We start from the raw sequence: 19144 nt of genomic DNA, 5'->3' as shown, positions 1-19144 counted from the left end.
ATGTTTAAAGGAGCAGGAACAGCACTCGCAACACCGTTTAACTCAACTGGTGAGCTGGATTTAGCGGTATTTGAACAACTGATCGAACAACAACTCGCGGCAAACATTCAAGCATTGGTCGTCGGAGGGACGACTGGCGAAGGCTCAACGCTGACGAATGAAGAGTTTGAAACATTACTGGAAACGGCAGTCCGTGTGACAGCCGGACGTGTACCGGTCATTGCCGGGACCGGTACGAACAATACAGCGCAGACGATTGAAAAAACACAGACGGCAGCCCGTCTCGGAGCTGACGCGGCGATGCTTGTCACACCTTACTACAACAAGACATCACAAGCAGGACTCGTTGCTCATTTTACGGCGGTTGCGGATGCAGTCGATTTGCCAATCATGCTCTACAATGTTCCGTCACGGACAGGGGTTGCGATTTCCGTCGAAACAGCCGTCACACTTGCGAAACATCCAAATATCCAAGCGTTTAAAGAAGCAAGCGGTGACGTCAGTTTCATGGGTGAATTGATGACCGCTTTACCAAACGACTTTGCCGTTTTCTGCGGCAACGATGATCAAATTCTTCCTTATATGGCATGGGGGGCACAAGGTGTGATTTCCGTCTTGTCGAATCCGTATCCAGCTGAGACGCAAGCCTTGGCAGAAGCATTACTGGCAAACGACTACGACACGGCACGACAGATTCAAAGTGATTTGATGCCTGTCATCTCCGCCTTGTTCAGCGATGTCAATCCGATTCCCGTCAAAGCAGCCCTCGAAGAAATCGGACTGGCAGTCGGAGCACCGCGTCTGCCGCTCGTCCGTCAGTCGGAAGCGGGACATGCCCATCTGCTTGAGACGATGCGGAGTTATAAAGGAGTGGTTGGATGAAACTCGCCATTCACGGATACGGCGCAACCGGACATTACGTTCACGAACTGGCACCGGATGCTGTCGTCGCCGTCATCGACAAAACGAAAACGGCGGATCAGGTCCCGTCTTACGGTACGCTTGCCGAAATGACGGAGTCGGTCGATGCAATCATTGATTTTTCGCATCCGAGTCTCTTGCCGGACTTGCTTGACTACGGGATCAAAACGAAGACACCGCTCGTCATTGCGACGACGGGTTTCTCGGAAGCGGAATTACAGACGATTCGCGATGCTTCGACACAGATTCCGATTTTCCAATCGTATAACATGTCGTTTGGAATCGCGATGATGCAACAGTTGTTAAAAACACTTGTTCCGCTCGCCGGAGCATTCGACATCGAACTGCTTGAGAAACACCATAATCAAAAAGTCGATGCACCAAGCGGGACGGCGGAACTGTTACTGCGGACGATACAAGATCTGCGGGATGTCACACCCGTCTACGAACGGGAATCGACACGTGAGAAGCGGGAAGCAAACGAAATCGGGATGCACTCGATGCGGGGCGGAACGATCTTCGGGGAACATGAAGTCTTATTCGCCGGCGTCGATGAATTGATTGAAATCAAACATACGGCATTGTCAAAGAAGGTTTTTGCTTCAGGTGCGATCAAGGCAGCGGAAGCGCTCATTCAAAAATCAGCGGGACTCTATACACTGGAGACGCTTTACACACAGGAGGATTCACATGTTATTAACTGATGCTTATGAAATTGCAAAATTCATTAAAGATGCTCAAAAACAAACACCGGTTAAATTGTACGTCAATGGTGATTTGGCAGGACTGACGATTGAAGGAGCGACGGCATTCGGAACGGATCAATCCAAAATTTTCTTCGCCGATGCAGGACTTGCGTCGACTTTCTTAGAAGAGAATGCAGACCGGATTACTGAAGTGCACGTCGAATATGACCGCCGGAACAGTGCCGTACCGATGCTTGATACACGTCATTTAAATGCCCGGATCGAACCGGGTTCATGGATTCGTGATCATGTCGTCATCGGCGACAATGCGGTCATCATGATGGGTGCAATCATTAATATCGGTGCATCAATCGGAGATGGTACAATGATTGATATGAACGCCGTTGTCGGAGCACGTGGCACAATCGGTAAAAACGTTCATGTCGGCGCCGGCGCCGTGGTCGCAGGGGTTCTTGAACCGCCTTCAAAAACACCGGTCATCATTGAAGATGGTGTCTTAATCGGAGCGAATGCCGTCATCCTAGAAGGTGTTCGTGTCGGAAAAGATGCCGTCGTCGCAGCAGGCAGTGTCGTCACAGAAGACGTTCCTGCAGGCAGCGTAGTGGCTGGTACGCCAGCACGTGTCATCAAACAGAAAGATGCAAAAACAGCAGAGAAGACGCAACTGGTGGATGATTTACGTTCACTCTGATTGACGTCGAAGAGGAGGAAAACACATGGCAGTGGATACACAGTATGGAGAAGCAATTTGGTTAGACGGGGTTTTTCATGATCCAAAAGAGGCAAATACGAGCGTCATGTCCCATGCGATTCATTACGGAAGCGGATTTTTTGAAGGTATCCGTGCGTATGCGACACCGGATGGTCCAGCGATTTTCCAATTGACGGAACACATTGAACGTCTGTTCCGCAGTTGCGCGTTCTATCACGTGACGATTCCTTATACAGTGGAAGAACTTGTTCAAGCGACGATTGATCTTGTCGCCAAAAACGGCTTTGAGTCTTGTTACATCCGCCCGTTTGTTTTCCTCGGTACACCGTGGCAGGCATTAATGGCAAAAGATACGACGGTGCACGTCGGGATTTCTTGTTGGGAACTTGGTGAATACTTCGACAAAGGTGCCGGTATCCGGGCAAAAGTCGCTTCGTATCGCCGCGTTTCGTCGACAATGATGCCGATGCAGGCAAAAGCTGCCGCCAACTACATGAACTCGCAACTCTTAAAAGGAGAAGCGCTTCGCGACGGATTTGACGAGGCGATTGCTCTTGATATGAACGGGAATGTCAGTGAAGCGAGTGTTGCCAACTTGTTCATGTTGAAAAACGGGACAATCTACACGCCTTCACTCGATTGTTCAGTATTAGACGGCATCACACGCCAAGTCATCATGCGTTTGGCACAGGATCAAGGCTATCCGGTCGTCGAGCGTCATATCGGCCGTGATGAGTTATACGTTGCAGACGAAATCTTCTTAACAGGTACGGCTGCAGAAATCACAAGTGTCGGTGAAATTGATCATATCATCATCAACGGCGGAACACGGGCTGTCGCAGATGAGTTACTTGATCTTTACCGTCAAGCAGTCTCGGGTCAATTGCCACAATATGCATCGTGGTTGACTTACGTGACACCAGCCATCGCAGAATAATGAGTTCACGAACTATCGTTACCATCGATCGGGAAGCGGTGCGGCATAATGTCGCATCGGTTTTCGCCCGGTCCAATAAGCAGATTTTTGCCGTCGTCAAAAACAATGCTTACAACTTAGGAATGATTGAAATGGTCGCTACATTGATGGAAGCCGGTGTCCGGCATTTCGCAGTGGCAGAAGTCTACGAAGCAATTGAAATCAAAACGAATTTTCCAGACAGTTATGTCCTGGCGATGAATCCGGCATCGCACTTCAAAGAAGTCCGAATGCATGGAATAGCGCTCGGAATTCCTTCGCTCGATTGGCTGCAACGCCATCAGGCGGATTTATCGGGAATTGAACTTCATCTAAAAATAAATGTCGGGATGAACCGTTTTGGTGTCAGTTCGCTCGAAGAAGCGTTAGCAGTGCTTGAAATCGTACAGGAGCAGGAACTGATATTGACGGGTCTCTATACGCATTTTCCGCTTGCCGATGAGCCGGGAGCCGATCATGACGGTCAAGTCGAACGATTCCTCGAAATCGGGAATCCGTTACAGGAGAAACACACATTCATGTACATTCATGCGGAAAACAGCGCGACGATTGTCAAACATGATCCGCGGCTGGCTTGCTGTAATTATGTCCGGCCCGGCATCTTCCTGTTCGGTTACTCACCGATTGAAAAAATGGATTGGCTCGTGCCATCGCTCCGGATGACGACGGAAGTCGTTGAGATTCGTCAAGTGGAAGCAGGGGAACATGTCGGCTACGGTACGTCGTATACGGCACCGACAGCGATTCGTGTCGCCGTTCTGCCGGTCGGCTACGGGGACGGGGTCGTTCGCGGGCGTTCCTCACTGCCCGTCATCATCAACGGGAAACGTTATCCGATTATCAGTAAGTTATTCATGAGTCATACGTTCATTGCCGTGGATTCGACGGTTGAAATCGGAGATAAAGTGGTGTTATACGGTGATGGTATTGAAATCGATGATATCACCCGGACCGGGACAGCCAATAATTCGGAGCAGATGTGTGCCCGTTCGTGGCGTTTGACACATCGTTATTTATAAGGGGGAATTCAGATGTACGGAAGCCGATATTTGACGGAACAAAACAATGCACTACAGATTGACGGGGTGGAAGCAACAAAACTCGCCGAACAATACGGGACGCCACTCTATATCATGGCAGAACGTGAATTGACGGACCGTCTGGCGACTGTACGCGATGCCTTTTTAGAAAAATATCCGAATACGTATGCCTCGTTTGCTTCTAAAGCCTTGACGATTGGTGCCGTATATCAGCAAGTCGTCAAACACGGTCTTGGAATCGATGTCGTAACGGGCGGTGAACTGTTCATTGCCCGCAAAGCCGGTGTGCCGGCGGAACGGATTTATTTCCACGGTTCGAACAAGTCGACACAGGATTTACGGTATGCCGTCGAAGAAGGTGTCGGTAAGATTGTCATCGACCATTATGAAGAGATTGCCCAGCTGAATCAAATTGCCGCAGAAGCGTGTCAAACCGTTCAGGTATTGATTCGGATTGTGCCGCAAGTCATTGGCGGGGCACATACGAAAATCCAGACCGGTGGTGTTGATACGAAGTTTGGGTTCTCGACGCATGATGATTCATATCTGGAAGCCGTCGAAGCTGTTTTAGCAGCGGAACATCTAGTATTGCTCGGTATTCATTGCCATGTTGGTTCACAAATTCAGGAAATTGAACTGTTTGAACGGACAGCCCGGACGATGATGGGATTCGTCGAAACAATTCGTGAACGGACATCCTTTATCGCAAGTGAAGTCAATCTTGGCGGCGGATTCGGGATTGCCTATACGCAAGACGATCAACCGCTTGATTTTGAACAAACGATGGAGCGGGTCATGTCGATCATCGATGAAGAGACGGCACGTCTTGCGATCGATAGTCCACGAATCGGGATTGAACCGGGGCGGTGGGTCGTCGCAAATGCCGGAACGACGCTTTATACGGTCGGTGCCATCAAGGAAGTGCAAGGTGTGCGAACGTATTTATCCGTTGACGGCGGAATGGCGGACAATATCCGTCCTGCTTTATACGGGGCGGTGTACGAAACTGTCATCGCGAATCGGATTGAAGGAGAAACACGTCATGTGACCGTTGTCGGTGCAGCGTGCGAATCAGGAGATTTAGTCGCCGAATCGGCTGATCTGGCCGAACCCGTCAGTGGAGATACATTAGCGGTCTTCGGGACAGGAGCCTACAACTATTCGATGGCAAGCAATTACAACCAATTTTTACGACCGGCTATCGTTTTCGTTAATCAAGGTGAATCGCGTGAAGTCGTCCGTCGCCAGACGTACGACGATTTGATCCAATGTGATTTGGGTCTGGAAAATATTCCGTCGTCTTAAGAACTGAAACCATTCAAAAAGCGTCCTCGTCGTAAAGACCAGGACGCTTTTGTGTTACTTCGGAATGACAAGGACTTGCCCGACGGAAATCAAATTGACGTTAGTGATTTTATTGGCACTGGCAAGAGCGGTGACCGTCACGCCATACTTCGTTGCAATGGAATATAACGTGTCACCGGCTTTGACAGTATAGGTGACGGTAGTGGTTGGAGGCGGGGTTGTCCCTGGGATGACAAGGACTTGCCCGACAGTGATCAGATTGTAGTTTGTGATGTTGTTGGCTTTAGCGAGAGCGGCAACTGTGACATTGTAAAGGTTTGCGATTTTATAAAGCGTATCGCCCGATTTAACCGTATACGTTTTACTGCCGCTTGGAGGCAGTTTCAGTAATTCGGAGATCGTGACGAATTTATATCCTTTGGCTTTGAGTTGCGAAATCATCGATGGAAGTGCAACCGGTGTGCCGGGTGCACCAGCCCCTGTATGCATCAGTACGATGGATCCCGGGACGATGTTTGGAACGACACGCGCCAAAATGGCTGTTGAACTGATGCCTTTCCAGTCAGTAGTATCGATGTTCCATTGAATTGTTTTCGTGTATCCGGCATTACCGACAGCGGCAAGGACAGCACTGTTGCTCGCGCCAAACGGTGCGCGGAAAATCGGTTTAGTCGTCCGTCCGGTCAATGACTTGATTAGCGTTTCAGTTTTTGATAATTCGCTCGTCATTTGGGTGGCGGTCAATTTCGTAAAGTCAGGGTGCGTGTAAGAGTGATTTCCAAGCTGATGTGTCGGAGTTGCAGTAGCGATGTTCTTGATCAATTGCGGGTGGTTTTTAGCACCGGTACCTGTCAGGAAAAAAGTTGCTTTGACATTGTTGGCTTTTAAGATGCTCAAAATCTTAGTGATGTTTCCGCCATCTGCTCCGTCATCAAACGTCAATGCGACGACTTTACTCGTCGTCGATCCTTTTGTAACAAACGTTGAACTGGCTGCATCCGCTGTTAAACCGTAACTAAAGAAAGGAAAAAGCGATATTAACACTATCATGATGATCCGAATCCATTTCCCGTGCATGTGTACTTCGCCTCCTTTTTCCAGGATGACTGCGTCTCACTTGTCTCTACTTATCTATTACCCTTTTTGAGTAAAAAAACTAAAAAAGAGGGGAATAATTCCCGAATTATTATGAGTTTAAACGGAATAAACTCAAATAATTGTTTAGTCCTGAAATGAATAGGGAACATATGGTATATGGGAATAGTAAAAAGGAGTGGAAATGAATGATTGAATTTAAAAACGTCGGGAAGCAATTTAAAGACAACGTTGTCTTAAAAGGTCTGACTCTTGAAATCAAAGAAGGCGAGCTGGTTGTATTCATCGGACCGAGTGGATGCGGAAAAACGACATCCTTAAAAATGATTAATCGTTTGATTGAACCATCGTCAGGAACGATTTTAGTCAACGGGAAGGACATCATGAAGACTGATACGATTGAATTACGTCGTCATATGGGATACGTCATCCAACAGACCGGTCTCTTTCCACATATGACTGTACGGGAAAACATTCAATTGATTGCCGGACTTGAAGGGAAAGACCACGATCAGATGGATATTCGAACGGAAGAGTTGCTGCAAATGGTCGGTCTTGATCCAAAGCAATTTATTGATCGTTACCCGAGTGAACTCAGTGGTGGACAACAGCAACGTGTCGGGTTTGCCCGAGCCTTGATGAATGACCCGGACGTCATCCTGATGGATGAACCGTTCAGTGCGCTTGACCCCGTCACACGAAATGACCTCCAAGAAGAGTTATTCAACCTCCAGGAAGAAGTCAAGAAGACGATTGTTTTCGTCACACATGATATGGATGAGGCGATCAAGCTGGCCGATCGGATTTGTATCATGCGCGATGGGGAAATCGTTCAGTTTGATACACCGGAAGAAATCCTGCGTCATCCGAAAGACGAATACGTCGAATCCTTCATCGGGAAAAATAAGATTTGGAGCAGTCCGGCGTTCATTAAAGCAGAGGACATCATGATTGAAGATCCTGTTTCGATCAGTGGGAAACGGACCCTGTTGCAAGGGATTGAAATCATGCGGGGACGTAAAGTCGACAGCCTGTTAATCACAGACCGCGATCGTATCCTCCAGGGAATCGTCAAACTGAAGAACATTCAAACGGCTCCTGATAAAGGGGTCCGGATTGAAGACGTCATGGAAGGGGAGTTGGTTGCTGTTGATGAGCAGGACTCCTTGCTCGATGTACTTGAAGTCATGAACCATGAAGAGACAGGCTATCTGCCGGTAACAAATAAATCAGGACAATTACGTGGATTAATTACAAGAAGTAGCTTGCTTTCCGTCTTGAGTGAGCAGTTCATTCAGGAGGAGGAAGTTCAATGAATGGATTTTTAGATTATGTTCAAAATAATACCGGTCAAATTTTTGACTTATTGCTCGAACACTTACAGTTAACCGTGTTTGCCGTTGTCATTGCTGTTGTCCTCGGAATTCCAATCGGGATATTAATCACCAGGTACCAAAAGTTCGCCAAACCGGTCCTTGCGTTAACAAGTGTCGTCCAAGCCGTACCGAGTCTTGCCTTACTCGGATTCCTGATTCCATTTATCGGAATCGGTTCAACACCAGCCATTATCATGGTTGTCTTGTATTCATTACTCCCAATCGTCAAAAATACGTATACCGGATTATCAAGCATTCCGGGAGATATGTTGGAAGCTGCAAAAGGAATTGGACTGACCGAACGACAAGTTTTAGGAAAGGTTCAAATTCCGCTTGCTTTACCCATCATGATGGCTGGAATTCGGATCTCGGCCGTGACGGCTGTTGGTCTAATGACGATTTCTGCCTTTATCGGTGCCGGTGGACTCGGTTATCTGGTCTTCTCGGGTATCCAGACAGTCGATAATAATCAAATCCTTGCCGGAGCAATTCCTGCAGGTATCTTAGCCCTTGCGATTGACTTCATCGTCAGTCGGATCGAATATTCTGTCGCGCCAAACGGCATTCAGCTGGCAGACGGTCGAATCAAGAATAAAGCCCGCAAACGCCGGAAAGCGATGTCGGCCGGAAAGAAAATTGCCATTGCAGCGATTGTTTTCCTATTGATTGGCGGAACCGTCGCCTATTCGTTCTTAAAAACGGATAAAATCGTCATCGGTTCAAAAAACTTTACCGAACAATTGATTTTAGGAAATATGTTAGCCGATTTAATTGAAGATAAAACCGATTTAGAAGTCGAACGCCAACTCAATCTCGGAGGCACAAAAGTTGCCTATGGAGCGCTTGAAACGGGTGAAATCGATGCCTATGTCGAATATACAGGGACGTTATTGATTGATGTCCTGAAACAAAAGCTGGAAACAGATCCGGAAGCCGTCTATAAGAAGGTCGGAAAAATGATCCCGGAAAAGAGCCAGGTTGATGTTCTGGACCCAATTGGTTTTAACAATACGTACGCTCTTGCGATGACAAAAGAAGACATCAAAAAATATGATTTGAAAACGGTCTCTGATATGGCAGGCGTCAGTAATCGCCTCATTTTAGGATCGACGATTGAGTTTGCGAACCGTGAAGACGGCTACTTGGGATTAAAGAAAAAGTATCCGGATATGAAGTTTAAAGATGTTCAGCCGGTCGATGGTGGATTACGTTATACGGCCTTGACGAACGGAAAAACCAATGTCATCGACAGCTTCTCGACAGACGGCTTATTGAAAAAGTTTGATCTGACGGTCCTTGAAGATGACAAAGAATTTTTCCCACCGTATTACGCCGTACCACTTGTCCGTCAAGAAACGCTCGAAGAACACCCGGAACTGAAGGAAGTCCTGAACCTGTTAAAAGACAAGATCACGGATAAAAAGATGCAAGAACTGAACTTTAAAGCGGATGTCGAAAAAGAGCGTCCGGAAGATGTGGCACGTGATTTCTTAATTGAAGAAGGATTAATCAAAAAGTAAAACAAAAGAGAGCCGAGGCGGGAATCCGCTTCGGCTCTTTGTTATGCGCGCTGACGCGCTATATCGTTTTGGAAAATAGGTAATCCTGATAGATCATTATTTTTTGATTCGACTAGCGAGCCAAGCGCGAACTGTATTTTGCTGAATCATACATGTTCTTCCTCTCTTGATTGAATTATTCCTAAACTCAAGGACTTTTGCTCGGCATCGTTAACAATACGTGCTTGTAACTCTTTCGTCAACCCATCTGTTTCATATACGGGTAAAGTCGGTAAACCGTAACTCGGATTATTTGTGGATGAAAACAAGTCAGCCATCAACCGTTCTTCGAACAATGGTGTCATTTTAAATCCTCCTCCGTCGTGATTCCTGCCTTACATCTACAGTGTACGGGAAAGATGTAAACAGGATAGAAGAGAATTGTTAAAAACAGGTGAACTTTGTAAACGTTTTCACATTGTCGTCAAATCTTCTTGAATCGGCTCACAGTCAGCAGCATACTGTTGACCACGTTTGACGTATTTCCGAATGGTCCGTTCCATGATGAACCGGTCATGGTCGTTGATCTCACGAACGATTTTTGCCGGAACACCCATGACCATCGAGTTCGGAGGAACGACCATTTTAGGTGGAACGAGACTCCCTGCTGCAACGAATGCACCTTGTCCAATTTCAGCTTCATCCAAAACCGTCGCTGACATGCCGATCAAGGCACCTTGACGAATGATTCCCCCGTGGATCATCGCCATATGTCCGATCGTGACATCATCTTCAATGATCGTCGGATAGCCTTCATACTGATGAATCATCGATCCGTCCTGAATATTGACACGTTCGCCGATTTTAATCGGTCCCTCATCTCCACGGATGACCGTGTTGAACCAAACGGTCGAATCCTTACCGATTTCAACTTCCCCGATGACCTTAGCTCCGTCCGCGATATAGACACTTGGGTCGACGTTTGGAACCAATTGACCTACACGATATTTCATATCTGTTCCTCCATTTCATTTTGAACTGTACGTTTTCATCTTGACGGCTTGAAAAATAAATTGCAACTGCTTCCAAACTAATTGTAAGATGGTAAAAATACCGTTCACAACAGGAGGAAACAGGATGAATCAGACAGTTCGGGCACGACTTATTACAATCGCCGCCAAAAAAGAAAAAGCGGCGGTCGTCTATCAAGGCATTCAAGTCATCGATGTGATGACCCGCGAGACGTATCAAGCGGATGTCGCAGTGGATTCCGGCTATATTGCCGCCGTAGGGGACGGATATGAAGGAATCGAAACGATTGACGGAACAGGTAAATTCATTGCGCCGAGCTTCATCGACGGACACGTCCACATCGAGTCATCGATGGTGACACCAAGTGAATACGAACAGGCGATTTTACCGCTCGGTGTAACGACCGTCATCGCCGACCCACATGAGATTGCAAACGTAAAGGGAGCGGAAGGGCTCCAGTTCATGCTGGACGATGCAGAAGGACTGTCGCTTGACGTGCGAATGATGTTACCGAGCTGTGTTCCGGCGACATCATTTGAACATGCCGGAGCGTCGCTCGATGCAGCGGCACTCGAACCTTTTGTTAAGCATCCGGGAGTGCATGGCTTAGGGGAAGTCATGGACTATCCTGCTGTCGAACGGGCTGATCGTGATATGCTGAAAAAAATTGAACAAATCGAGAGTGCCGGCAAACTGGTCGATGGCCATGCCGCAGGACTTGGCGCACGTGAATTGAATATCTACGGTGTAGCAGGTATTCGGACGGATCACGAAGCAGTCAGTAAACAAGAGGCGATTGAGCGGGCACGTCGCGGATTATACGTCGAAGTCCGGGAAGGATCGGCTGCCCGGAATCTCAAGGAAGTGCTCGACGCAGTCACGGAAAGCAATGCCGGTCGATTCCTCTTCTGCACGGACGATAAGCACCTGGACGACACGTTACGTGAAGGAACGATCGACTATAATATCCGCTACGCCATACAGCACGGGATTAAGCGTGAAACAGCCTATGCGATGGCTTCTCTTCATGCAGCCAATGCGTATCAACTAAATGACCGTGGAGCAATCGTACCGGGACGCCGTGCGGACTTTGTCATCTTGCAGGATGCCGATCAAGTGATCATTGATGAAGTGTTTGTCAGTGGAGAGGCGGTCGCCCGAGCCGGTAAAACAATCATCTCATCCCAAAAGATAGCGGTACCGTCGACATTGCGCGGCGAACTGAAAACGAAGCCGATCACGGATCAAGTTTTTGAACTCGTATTAGAAAAACCGAAAGCGCATGTCATCGGAATCATCCCGAAAAGTATTGTCACGGAACATTTGATTTTGGATGTGCCTTTACAGGACGGGAAATTTGTCCCCGTCCCGGAACAAGACTTATTGAAAATCGCCGTCATCGAGCGTCATAATGCGACCAACTTCTCAGCAGTCGGCATCGTTAAAGGGTTTGGCATGAAGCGAGGTGCCATTGCGGCGACGGTCGCCCATGATTCGCATAACCTTGTCATCGTCGGAACATCGGATGCCGAGATGAAACTTGCGGCAGAGCGTCTGATCAAGGCGGGTGGAGGTGTCATTGCGGTCAACGGGACAGAAGTTCTGGCGGAGTTGCCGCTTGAAATCGCTGGATTGATGACGAGTCGTCCTTTCCAGGAAGTCGGAGATACCCTCGAAGCGCTCAATGATGCACTTGATGTACTCGAAGCCGACCGCTCCTTTAATCCGTACTTGACGATGTCGTTCCTCTGTTTGCCTGTCATCCCGAATCTGAAGTTGACGGACAGCGGATTGTTTGACGTTAAAACGTTCCAACATATTGCAGTACAAGCTTAAATGAAAAGGTAAAGTTCACGAAAGGTGATGATGTGGACTTTACCTTTTCTTAATAGTTTTCCGGTTGAATCATTATTTGATCCTTGTTATAGTAGGTCTTATATCTTTGTGAAAAGTGTAGCTTGATGAAACTTTTCAGGAGGATACTCCGTAGAAAAGAAGAGAACAATCAGAAAGGACAGATTCAATGGATAAGTCATATTTTGAAGGTCATGAAAAGTTGATTGCTGATGTATACCGTTCATTTATCGACCAGTTTCATGAGTTACCAAACAACCGGCGTACAAAACGTCAGTTACGAAATCTTGCGTTTTCAGTGATTCGACAGGCTGGTCCGACCTATCAGGAACGAACCGTCTTATACGCATTTTTTGCTGAATTTTTCCGGGCGGTCGAAGAAGGACAGCGGGAAGAAATCGAATTTTATAAACAAATCGCACAGTAAAGACCCCGATCGGCTCCGGCAGAAGGGGTCTTTGTTGTATACAAAAACCGGTCACCAAGGGAATCCTGGTAACCGGTAGGAAGATACTTATTTTACTTCCATCCATTTGAAGCTCATGTCTGCTCCGAATGGGTGACGATATAGTTTGTCGATGTTCGCACGTTGCAAGTATGCTTCACCTTTTTGGTAGATTGGAGCAATCGCATAGTCTTCTGCCAAGAGCATTTTTTCAGCTTCTTGAAGCGTCGACCAGCGTTTTGCTTCATCCGGCTCTGCTTTTGCTTCTTTAATCATCTTATCGAACTCTTTGTTCGAGTATTCCATGCGGTTAAAGCTTCCGCCTGTTAACCACATATCGAGGAACGTCATTGGATCCTGGTAGTCAGGGCCCCAACCGGCAGCAGAGATGTCGTAATCACCTTTAGACTCGAGGTCCAGGAAGTTTTTGAACGGTTGCTGCTTGATGTTGACAGTAAGACCCGGTAAGTTTTTCTCGAGATCCCCTTTTAAGAATTCAGAAACTTTCTTGAAGGCATCTTCATCACGTGACAACATATCGAGTTCTACTGTTTTGACACCGAGTTCTTTTAGGCCGGCATCCCAGGCTTTTTTCGCTTCTGTTGCATCAAAGCTTTGGAGATCCGGGTACTTGGCACGGAAATCTTCGCCATCCGGTGTGAATGTAAAGTCTTTTGCGACGATGAAGTTAGCCGGTTTTGAACCGTCATTTAAGATGACGTCTGTAATTCCTTGTTTTTCAAAACCAAGTGCAAGCGCTTTACGGATGTTTTCGTTTTTAAGTGCTTTATTTTTTTGGTTGAATCGGAGGAAGTTGATCCGTGCATCTGGACGTGTCTTGTAGTTGTCCGATTTTTCGTATTGTGAGACGAACTCCGATGTGATAGGTGCGAAGTCGACGTCTTTCGACTCGAACAGGTTGACACCAGTCGAAATTTCTTTAACGACTTTTACATCGATTTTTTCCATTTTGACGTTTGCTTTATCCCAGTAATCCGGATTTTTCTTATATGTCCAACCGGCATTAGATTGCCACTTATCCAAGATGAATGGTCCGTTGAAGAGCATCGAGTCAACGTTTGTCGCAAACTTGTCGCCTTTTTCTTCGACAAACGATTGCTTGAGTGGTAAGTAAGTAGGGAAACTTGTCAATCCGAGGAAGTATGGAGCCGGAGCTTCCAATTGCACTTCAAGAGTTTGATCGTCTACTTTCTTGACACCGAGCGAATCGAGTTCGGCTTCACCGGCTAAGATTTTGTTAGCATTTTTTAAATCCTGAAGGATGTATGCGTACTCTGCTCCTGTTTTTGGATCGAGTGCACGTTTCCAAGAGTAGATGAAGTCGTCTGCCGTGACAGCGGAACCATCCGACCACTTGGCATCTTTACGGAGTTTAAATGTATATGTTTTCTTATCATCTGATACTTCGACACTTTCTGCGATTCCGGCAGTCGGTTTGTTGTCGCCGTCAAGACGGTAGAGACCTTCAAAGACGTTGTTCGTAACGATGATGGATGTTGAGTCCGTTGTTTTTGTTGGATCAAGTTGTGGCACGTCCGTAGTCGAGATGAGTGTCACCTCTTGCTTTTTTTCTTTTGAGGAAGAAGAGTTTCCATCTGATTCATTGCTTTGGCCGCAAGCTGCTACTGCGAGCAGCGCCATGCTGGATAGTCCAGCAAAGGCAATTTTAGTTTGTTTCTTCATGTGAAAGATGACCCCCCGATTAGATTGAAATGATTTCAGAAAAGTGTGAACATAATGTAAATTTAAGTGAAAGCGAGTAAAAATGCAACACAAATTTTCTGACAATTTCTATTGATCAAGGTCTATATGCTCAATTCCGAGTGTTTTCAAGTAGTCATAAAGTATGAATATCGTCAGTTTATGAGGAGAATACATCCGTAAAGTCAACTGCCGCGCATGACCGCGTAACCGGATATTAGTAATGCGGACTCCTTTTTTTTCTAATGCTGTTTTGACCGTTTGAGCATCCGTATCCGCTGCGAGAGTCAGGTGGGCAACGATGACGTTAGCTTCGAACCGGCTATTGTTGACCCGCTTCATGACCCAAGTCAGTCCTTCCAATGAAAAAAATAAAAAGAGGACTAAAAACGTTGCTTCTAGGATAAAGCCAGCTCCGAGTGCAATGCCAATTCCACTGGCTGCCCAAATGATGGCAGCAGTCGTCAAACCACTGACGATATCGTGCGGACGTCTTAAAATCACGCCGGCGCCGATGAAGCCGATTCCGGCGACGACTTGAGCGACAAGACGCATCGGATCCATTTGGACATTGGGGGCAATCGTACTGTACAGCACGACAGACTTAATGGATACGATGGTTAACAGACAACTGATCAGGGTAATTACGAGGCTAGTACGTATACCAACAGGCTTATTTTTGATTTCGCGTTCGAATCCGATGATGATACCGAACAGTGCGGCTATCATCAATTTAAAAAAGTCCTCTAGTTGGAACGAATGGATCCAATTCATATTGATCAAATCCTTTCTTTACAATGGCTTTGATTTTGTTATAATGAATTTTGTGTCTTTCGAATGAATATACGTTTGATATGAATAGATATACAAGAAATAAAGGACGTGTTAGAGGATGAATCAACAAAAAATCGGCTTTTTTGCTTTAGCCGCAATGGTCATTGGATCGATGGTCGGTGGAGGTGCCTTCAATCTGCCGGGAGCAATGGCTCAAAAAGCGAGTGCAGGTCCGATTCTAATCGGATGGGGAATTACTGGTCTTGGCATGATTATGCTGGCGCTGGTCTTTCAACACTTGGCAAACAGTAAACCGGAACTTGAAGGCGGCATTTACGCATATGCCCGTGAAGGATTCGGACGATTTGTCGGTTTTAACAGCGCCTGGGGATATTGGGTCTCGGCCTGGATCGGTACAGTTGCCAACATAACGTTGGTCTTTAATGCACTCAGTTACTTTTTCCCGATTTTCTCATCAGAAAATCGTGTATTTTTGTTAGTGATGAGTATCGTTGTCGTATGGGGACTGTTTTTCATCGTCTCAAGCGGGATTAAAGAAGCGACACTTGTCAACCTGATTACGACGATCGCAAAGCTCGTTCCCATTTTGATTTTTATTTTACTGGTAGCAATTGCTTTTAATGTGAAGACGTTTAACCTGAATTTTTGGGGAGAAGGAACGGAATTAGGCAGTATCTTTACGCAAGTCAAAGGAACGATGCTTGTGACGCTTTGGGCCTTCGTCGGGATTGAAGGGGCTGTCGTCCTGTCGACACGCGCCAACAAACGGAGTGATGTCGGGAAGGCGACAGTCGTAGGGCTTGTCGGAGTACTTGTCATCTACATCCTGATTTCCGTCTTATCGCTCGGTGTTTTGAACCAGGAACAGTTAGCAGGATTACAAGAACCAACAATGGCTTATGTGCTCGAAGCTGCCATTGGTCCGTTTGGAGCAACATTGATTATGGTCGGACTGATCATTTCGTTATCCGGAGCACTGCTCGGATGGACGATTCTGGCGTCTGAAATTTCCTACCTCGTTGCGAAAGACGGTGCGTTTCCAAAGTTCTTTGCAAAAACGAACCGGAAAGGGGCGCCGGTCGGTGCGTTGCTGATTACTCAAATTGCGACCCAGTTCGTTGCAGGTATCGCCTTATTTTCTGCACAGACGTATTTAGTCTTATCCAGTATTGCCGGAATTTGCGCATTGTTGCCGTATCTGTTATCTGCCGTGTACAGTGTCCGTTTTTCACGGGCAGAACGTAATACGAAGATGCTGATCTTCTCGACGATTGCCGCTGCCTATTCACTGTGGCTCGTCTACGCTTCAGGGATTTGGTATATCGTCATCGCAGCCCTCGTCTATGCACCGGGTATCATCGCCTACCTGATGGCAGAACGGGAACAGAAACGGGGCGGTATGTCGCGTTACGAAATGATTGCGAGTGGAATTTTAATTATCTTAGCTGCCGTTGCAGTTTACGGGATGATCGGTGGACAAATTCAATTGTAAGACAATGGACGGATCTCATCGGTGGACTTCAAAAACCGTCTTTATACGAAAAACAGGAGCCGGAGTCTAGTCCGGCTCCTGTTTTTTAGTTGTCCTTATTGTCCGGTTCTTCAGGATTGGATGAACCAAAACGCAGTTCTACTTCCTCAACAGACAACGGTTCGGAAAAAATGAATCCTTGCATCTGCTGGCAGGCGGTCGCTTCCAGATAACTCAGGGCAGTCGTCGTTTCGACGCCTTCTGCGACCAGATTCAACTTTAAGTTTTGACCAAGTTGAATGATTGAGTCGAGCAACCCGTTTTCTCCTAAATCGATGCCGTCAATGAAGACTTTATCGATCTTGAGTTCATCAATCGGAAAAGCACGCAAATATTGTAAGGAAGAATAACCTGTTCCAAAATCATCAATCGATAATCGGAAACCAAGCGCTTTGATCAGTTGCATCCGTTCAATTGTCCGCTGTGTCTGTAAAATTGCAATATTTTCCGTCAGTTCGAGTGTCACGAATCGGGGATCGATCTTTTTTTGAGACACGACATGCTGTAAGGTCCGGACAAACGAATCGCTTTGGAACTGATGCGGTGAAATGTTGATGGCCATCGTCAAATCAGGTGCAATCTGTTTCTGCCAAAGTGCGAGTCGTTCGCAGGCTTCGATGACAACCCAGTTGTTGATCGGAGTAATCAAAGCCGCTTCTTCGGCAAGGGGAATGAACTCATCCGGAGGAATGCTCCCGAGTGCCGTATGATTCCAACGCAACAGCGCTTCAAAACCATCGACATGCTTGGTTTTCAAGTTGATGATCGGTTGATAGACCAAATGAAGGGCTTGATCCTCTAAAGCCGTAAATAATGAGCGTTCGAGCTGTAATTTCCGGGTGAACTGCTCATCCATTTCATGGGTCAAATACTGGATTGTTCCTGTGCCGATTGATTTTCCGGCATACAGGGCCATCTCCGAACGACGGTACAAATCTTCAAGTGATTTGGCTTCCGAAGGATAGACGGTAATTCCGAACGTACAGGAGATGATTAAGGAATGCCCATTAATATAATAGGGACGTTGCAATACTTGTTGCAGTTTCCGGGCATATTGGAACAAGGCATTCCGGTCTGTGACTTCGAGCACCACACCAAACAAGTCACTCGTCGGATGGAACGTTAACAGCTGTTTTGCATGTTCGGACAAACGTTTGGCTAACGCTTGTAAAAGTTGGTCGCCGACATGTGTCCCGAAGGAATCGTTGATGACTTTAAAACGATCAATATCAAATAAGATGAGTGAGATCGGGAGATCATCAGATGCTTTGGAGAATAAGACCTGACCTTCCCGAAGGAAGCCACGTCTATTCAGCAGATGGGTCAATTCATTATGATGGACTAAAAAATCAAGTTCCTGTTCGAGATGTTCGGTTTCCGTAATATCGGTACCAATGAAAAGATGTTGGAAACGGACACCGTTTACGTCATAAACCGGAATCAAAGTGGCATGAAACACTTTTTTAGACTCATCCTGTGTCGATATGGACAGCTTCCCGGACCAGGCTTTTTTCTTCTTGATTTGAGAGCGAATCATGGGAAGGACGTCTTCAGACGAATCTAGTAATATCGTCCAAGGTTGACCGAGCAACAGGTGTGGGCAAAAACCCGTAACATCCGTCAAATTGGTATTGGCGTATTGAATCGTTCCCCGTGCGTCGAATATTGCGACACAAGCGATTTGATCAAACGCATAGCGTAAGTCCATCAATCCTTGAAATAACGGTTTGGTTGCATTCTGTTGAGTGGAAGAAGGCAGCTGACAGAAAAAAGCACCAGAAGGTTCGTTTTTTTCATCAAAGAGCGGTGAGACGAGCAACGTCGATGTCGAACGGTCACCTGATTTATGAAGAAATGTTGTATTCGGTAATTGCATCGATTGCCGCTTTTCTAAAAATGAATACCAGATTTGCCGGCTGAACGCAGCATCTTCCGGGTCAAGGAGCGGGACCAGTTGTCCGGTAACTTCTTGTGCCGACCAGCCCCAGCAGGATTCGGCAGCCTCATTCCAAGAATGGACGGTTAAATCGACGTGTAGGATAAATGCAGGTAAAGGAAATCCTTGCATGACAGTTTCGTAGGAATTAATGGTCGAACGATCCATTACGGACGCACACTCCTTTTAAATGATCAG

At 46.7% G+C, this 19144-nt stretch carries 17 protein-coding genes; 11 read left to right on the top strand and 6 right to left on the bottom strand.

Annotated features, from left to right (window positions below):
- From dapA to lysA, 6 genes are read left to right on the top strand one after another with little or no spacing between them, the layout of a single operon-like run.
- Complete coding sequence (gene dapA / locus DVG79_RS12015; RefSeq protein WP_114596930.1) at positions 1-882, top strand: 4-hydroxy-tetrahydrodipicolinate synthase; 882 nt, start codon at positions 1-3, stop codon at positions 880-882.
- Positions 879-1625 carry a 4-hydroxy-tetrahydrodipicolinate reductase gene (gene dapB, locus DVG79_RS12010; RefSeq protein ID WP_114596929.1) on the top strand — a complete coding sequence of 249 codons (747 nt, stop codon included), beginning with the start codon at positions 879-881 and terminating at the stop codon, positions 1623-1625. The genes dapA and dapB overlap by 4 nt, the downstream gene beginning before the upstream one ends.
- Positions 1612-2319, top strand: a complete 708-nt coding sequence (gene dapD, locus DVG79_RS12005; protein WP_114596928.1) for a 2,3,4,5-tetrahydropyridine-2,6-dicarboxylate N-acetyltransferase — start codon at positions 1612-1614, stop codon at positions 2317-2319. Before dapB ends, dapD begins: the two co-directional genes overlap by 14 nt.
- Before the next feature lie 25 nt (positions 2320-2344).
- Complete coding sequence (locus DVG79_RS12000; RefSeq protein ID WP_114596927.1) at positions 2345-3277, top strand: branched-chain amino acid transaminase; 933 nt, start codon at positions 2345-2347, stop codon at positions 3275-3277.
- Positions 3277-4335: an alanine racemase gene (gene alr, locus DVG79_RS11995; RefSeq protein ID WP_114596926.1), complete on the top strand. Its 1059-nt coding sequence runs from the start codon at positions 3277-3279 to the stop codon at positions 4333-4335. Before DVG79_RS12000 ends, alr begins: the two co-directional genes overlap by 1 nt.
- A 12-nt stretch (positions 4336-4347) precedes the next feature.
- Positions 4348-5661 (top strand): diaminopimelate decarboxylase, encoded by a 1314-nt coding sequence (lysA, locus tag DVG79_RS11990; protein ID WP_114596925.1) that lies wholly within the window; start codon positions 4348-4350, stop codon positions 5659-5661.
- Positions 5662-5715: 54 nt separating this feature from the next.
- On the opposite strand, the gene DVG79_RS11985 is transcribed toward lysA, so the two are convergent.
- A complete protein-coding gene (locus DVG79_RS11985) occupies positions 5716-6738 on the bottom strand; it encodes a LysM peptidoglycan-binding domain-containing protein (RefSeq protein WP_114596924.1) in 1023 nt (340 codons plus the stop codon).
- A gap of 206 nt (positions 6739-6944) precedes the next feature.
- Here DVG79_RS11985 and DVG79_RS11980 point away from each other — a divergent pair, with 206 nt between their 5' ends.
- Positions 6945-8072 carry an ABC transporter ATP-binding protein gene (locus DVG79_RS11980; protein WP_114596923.1) on the top strand — a complete coding sequence of 376 codons (1128 nt, stop codon included), beginning with the start codon at positions 6945-6947 and terminating at the stop codon, positions 8070-8072.
- Positions 8069-9652: an ABC transporter permease/substrate-binding protein gene (locus DVG79_RS11975; RefSeq protein WP_114596922.1), complete on the top strand. Its 1584-nt coding sequence runs from the start codon at positions 8069-8071 to the stop codon at positions 9650-9652. The genes DVG79_RS11980 and DVG79_RS11975 overlap by 4 nt, the downstream gene beginning before the upstream one ends.
- Positions 9653-9798: 146 nt before the next feature.
- Here DVG79_RS11975 and DVG79_RS11970 read toward each other — a convergent pair whose 3' ends face one another.
- Together DVG79_RS11970 and DVG79_RS11965 are read right to left on the bottom strand one after the other, a co-directional pair.
- A complete protein-coding gene (locus DVG79_RS11970) occupies positions 9799-9996 on the bottom strand; it encodes a hypothetical protein (protein ID WP_012369402.1) in 198 nt (65 codons plus the stop codon).
- Between the two features lie 108 nt (positions 9997-10104).
- Positions 10105-10644, bottom strand: coding sequence for a gamma carbonic anhydrase family protein (locus DVG79_RS11965; RefSeq protein WP_114596921.1), 540 nt, complete (start codon positions 10642-10644; stop codon positions 10105-10107).
- Positions 10645-10768: 124 nt separating this feature from the next.
- Here DVG79_RS11965 and ade point away from each other — a divergent pair, with 124 nt between their 5' ends.
- Complete coding sequence (ade, locus tag DVG79_RS11960; RefSeq protein WP_114596920.1) at positions 10769-12499, top strand: adenine deaminase; 1731 nt, start codon at positions 10769-10771, stop codon at positions 12497-12499.
- A gap of 187 nt (positions 12500-12686) precedes the next feature.
- A complete protein-coding gene (locus tag DVG79_RS11955) occupies positions 12687-12944 on the top strand; it encodes a hypothetical protein (RefSeq protein WP_012369405.1) in 258 nt (85 codons plus the stop codon).
- Positions 12945-13031: 87 nt separating this feature from the next.
- On the opposite strand, the gene DVG79_RS11950 is transcribed toward DVG79_RS11955, so the two are convergent.
- The gene (locus tag DVG79_RS11950; protein WP_114596919.1) at positions 13032-14666 is read right to left on the bottom strand and encodes a peptide ABC transporter substrate-binding protein; all 1635 of its coding nucleotides are present in this window, start codon (positions 14664-14666) and stop codon (positions 13032-13034) included.
- A 108-nt stretch (positions 14667-14774) separates the two neighbouring features.
- Positions 14775-15458: an MgtC/SapB family protein gene (locus DVG79_RS11945; RefSeq protein WP_114596918.1), complete on the bottom strand. Its 684-nt coding sequence runs from the start codon at positions 15456-15458 to the stop codon at positions 14775-14777.
- 118 nt (positions 15459-15576) lie between these two features.
- Here DVG79_RS11945 and DVG79_RS11940 point away from each other — a divergent pair, with 118 nt between their 5' ends.
- Positions 15577-16971: a basic amino acid/polyamine antiporter gene (locus tag DVG79_RS11940; RefSeq protein ID WP_012369408.1), complete on the top strand. Its 1395-nt coding sequence runs from the start codon at positions 15577-15579 to the stop codon at positions 16969-16971.
- 85 nt (positions 16972-17056) lie between these two features.
- Here DVG79_RS11940 and DVG79_RS11935 read toward each other — a convergent pair whose 3' ends face one another.
- On the bottom strand, positions 17057-19114 hold the full coding sequence (locus DVG79_RS11935; protein ID WP_114596917.1) for a sensor domain-containing protein: 2058 nt from the start codon (positions 19112-19114) through the stop codon (positions 17057-17059).
- Positions 19115-19144 lie beyond the last annotated feature (30 nt).

The organism is Exiguobacterium sp. RIT594, from assembly GCF_003339585.1.
Classification (GTDB): domain Bacteria; phylum Bacillota; class Bacilli; order Exiguobacteriales; family Exiguobacteriaceae; genus Exiguobacterium_A.
This window is presented reverse-complemented; position numbering and strand designations above follow the sequence as displayed.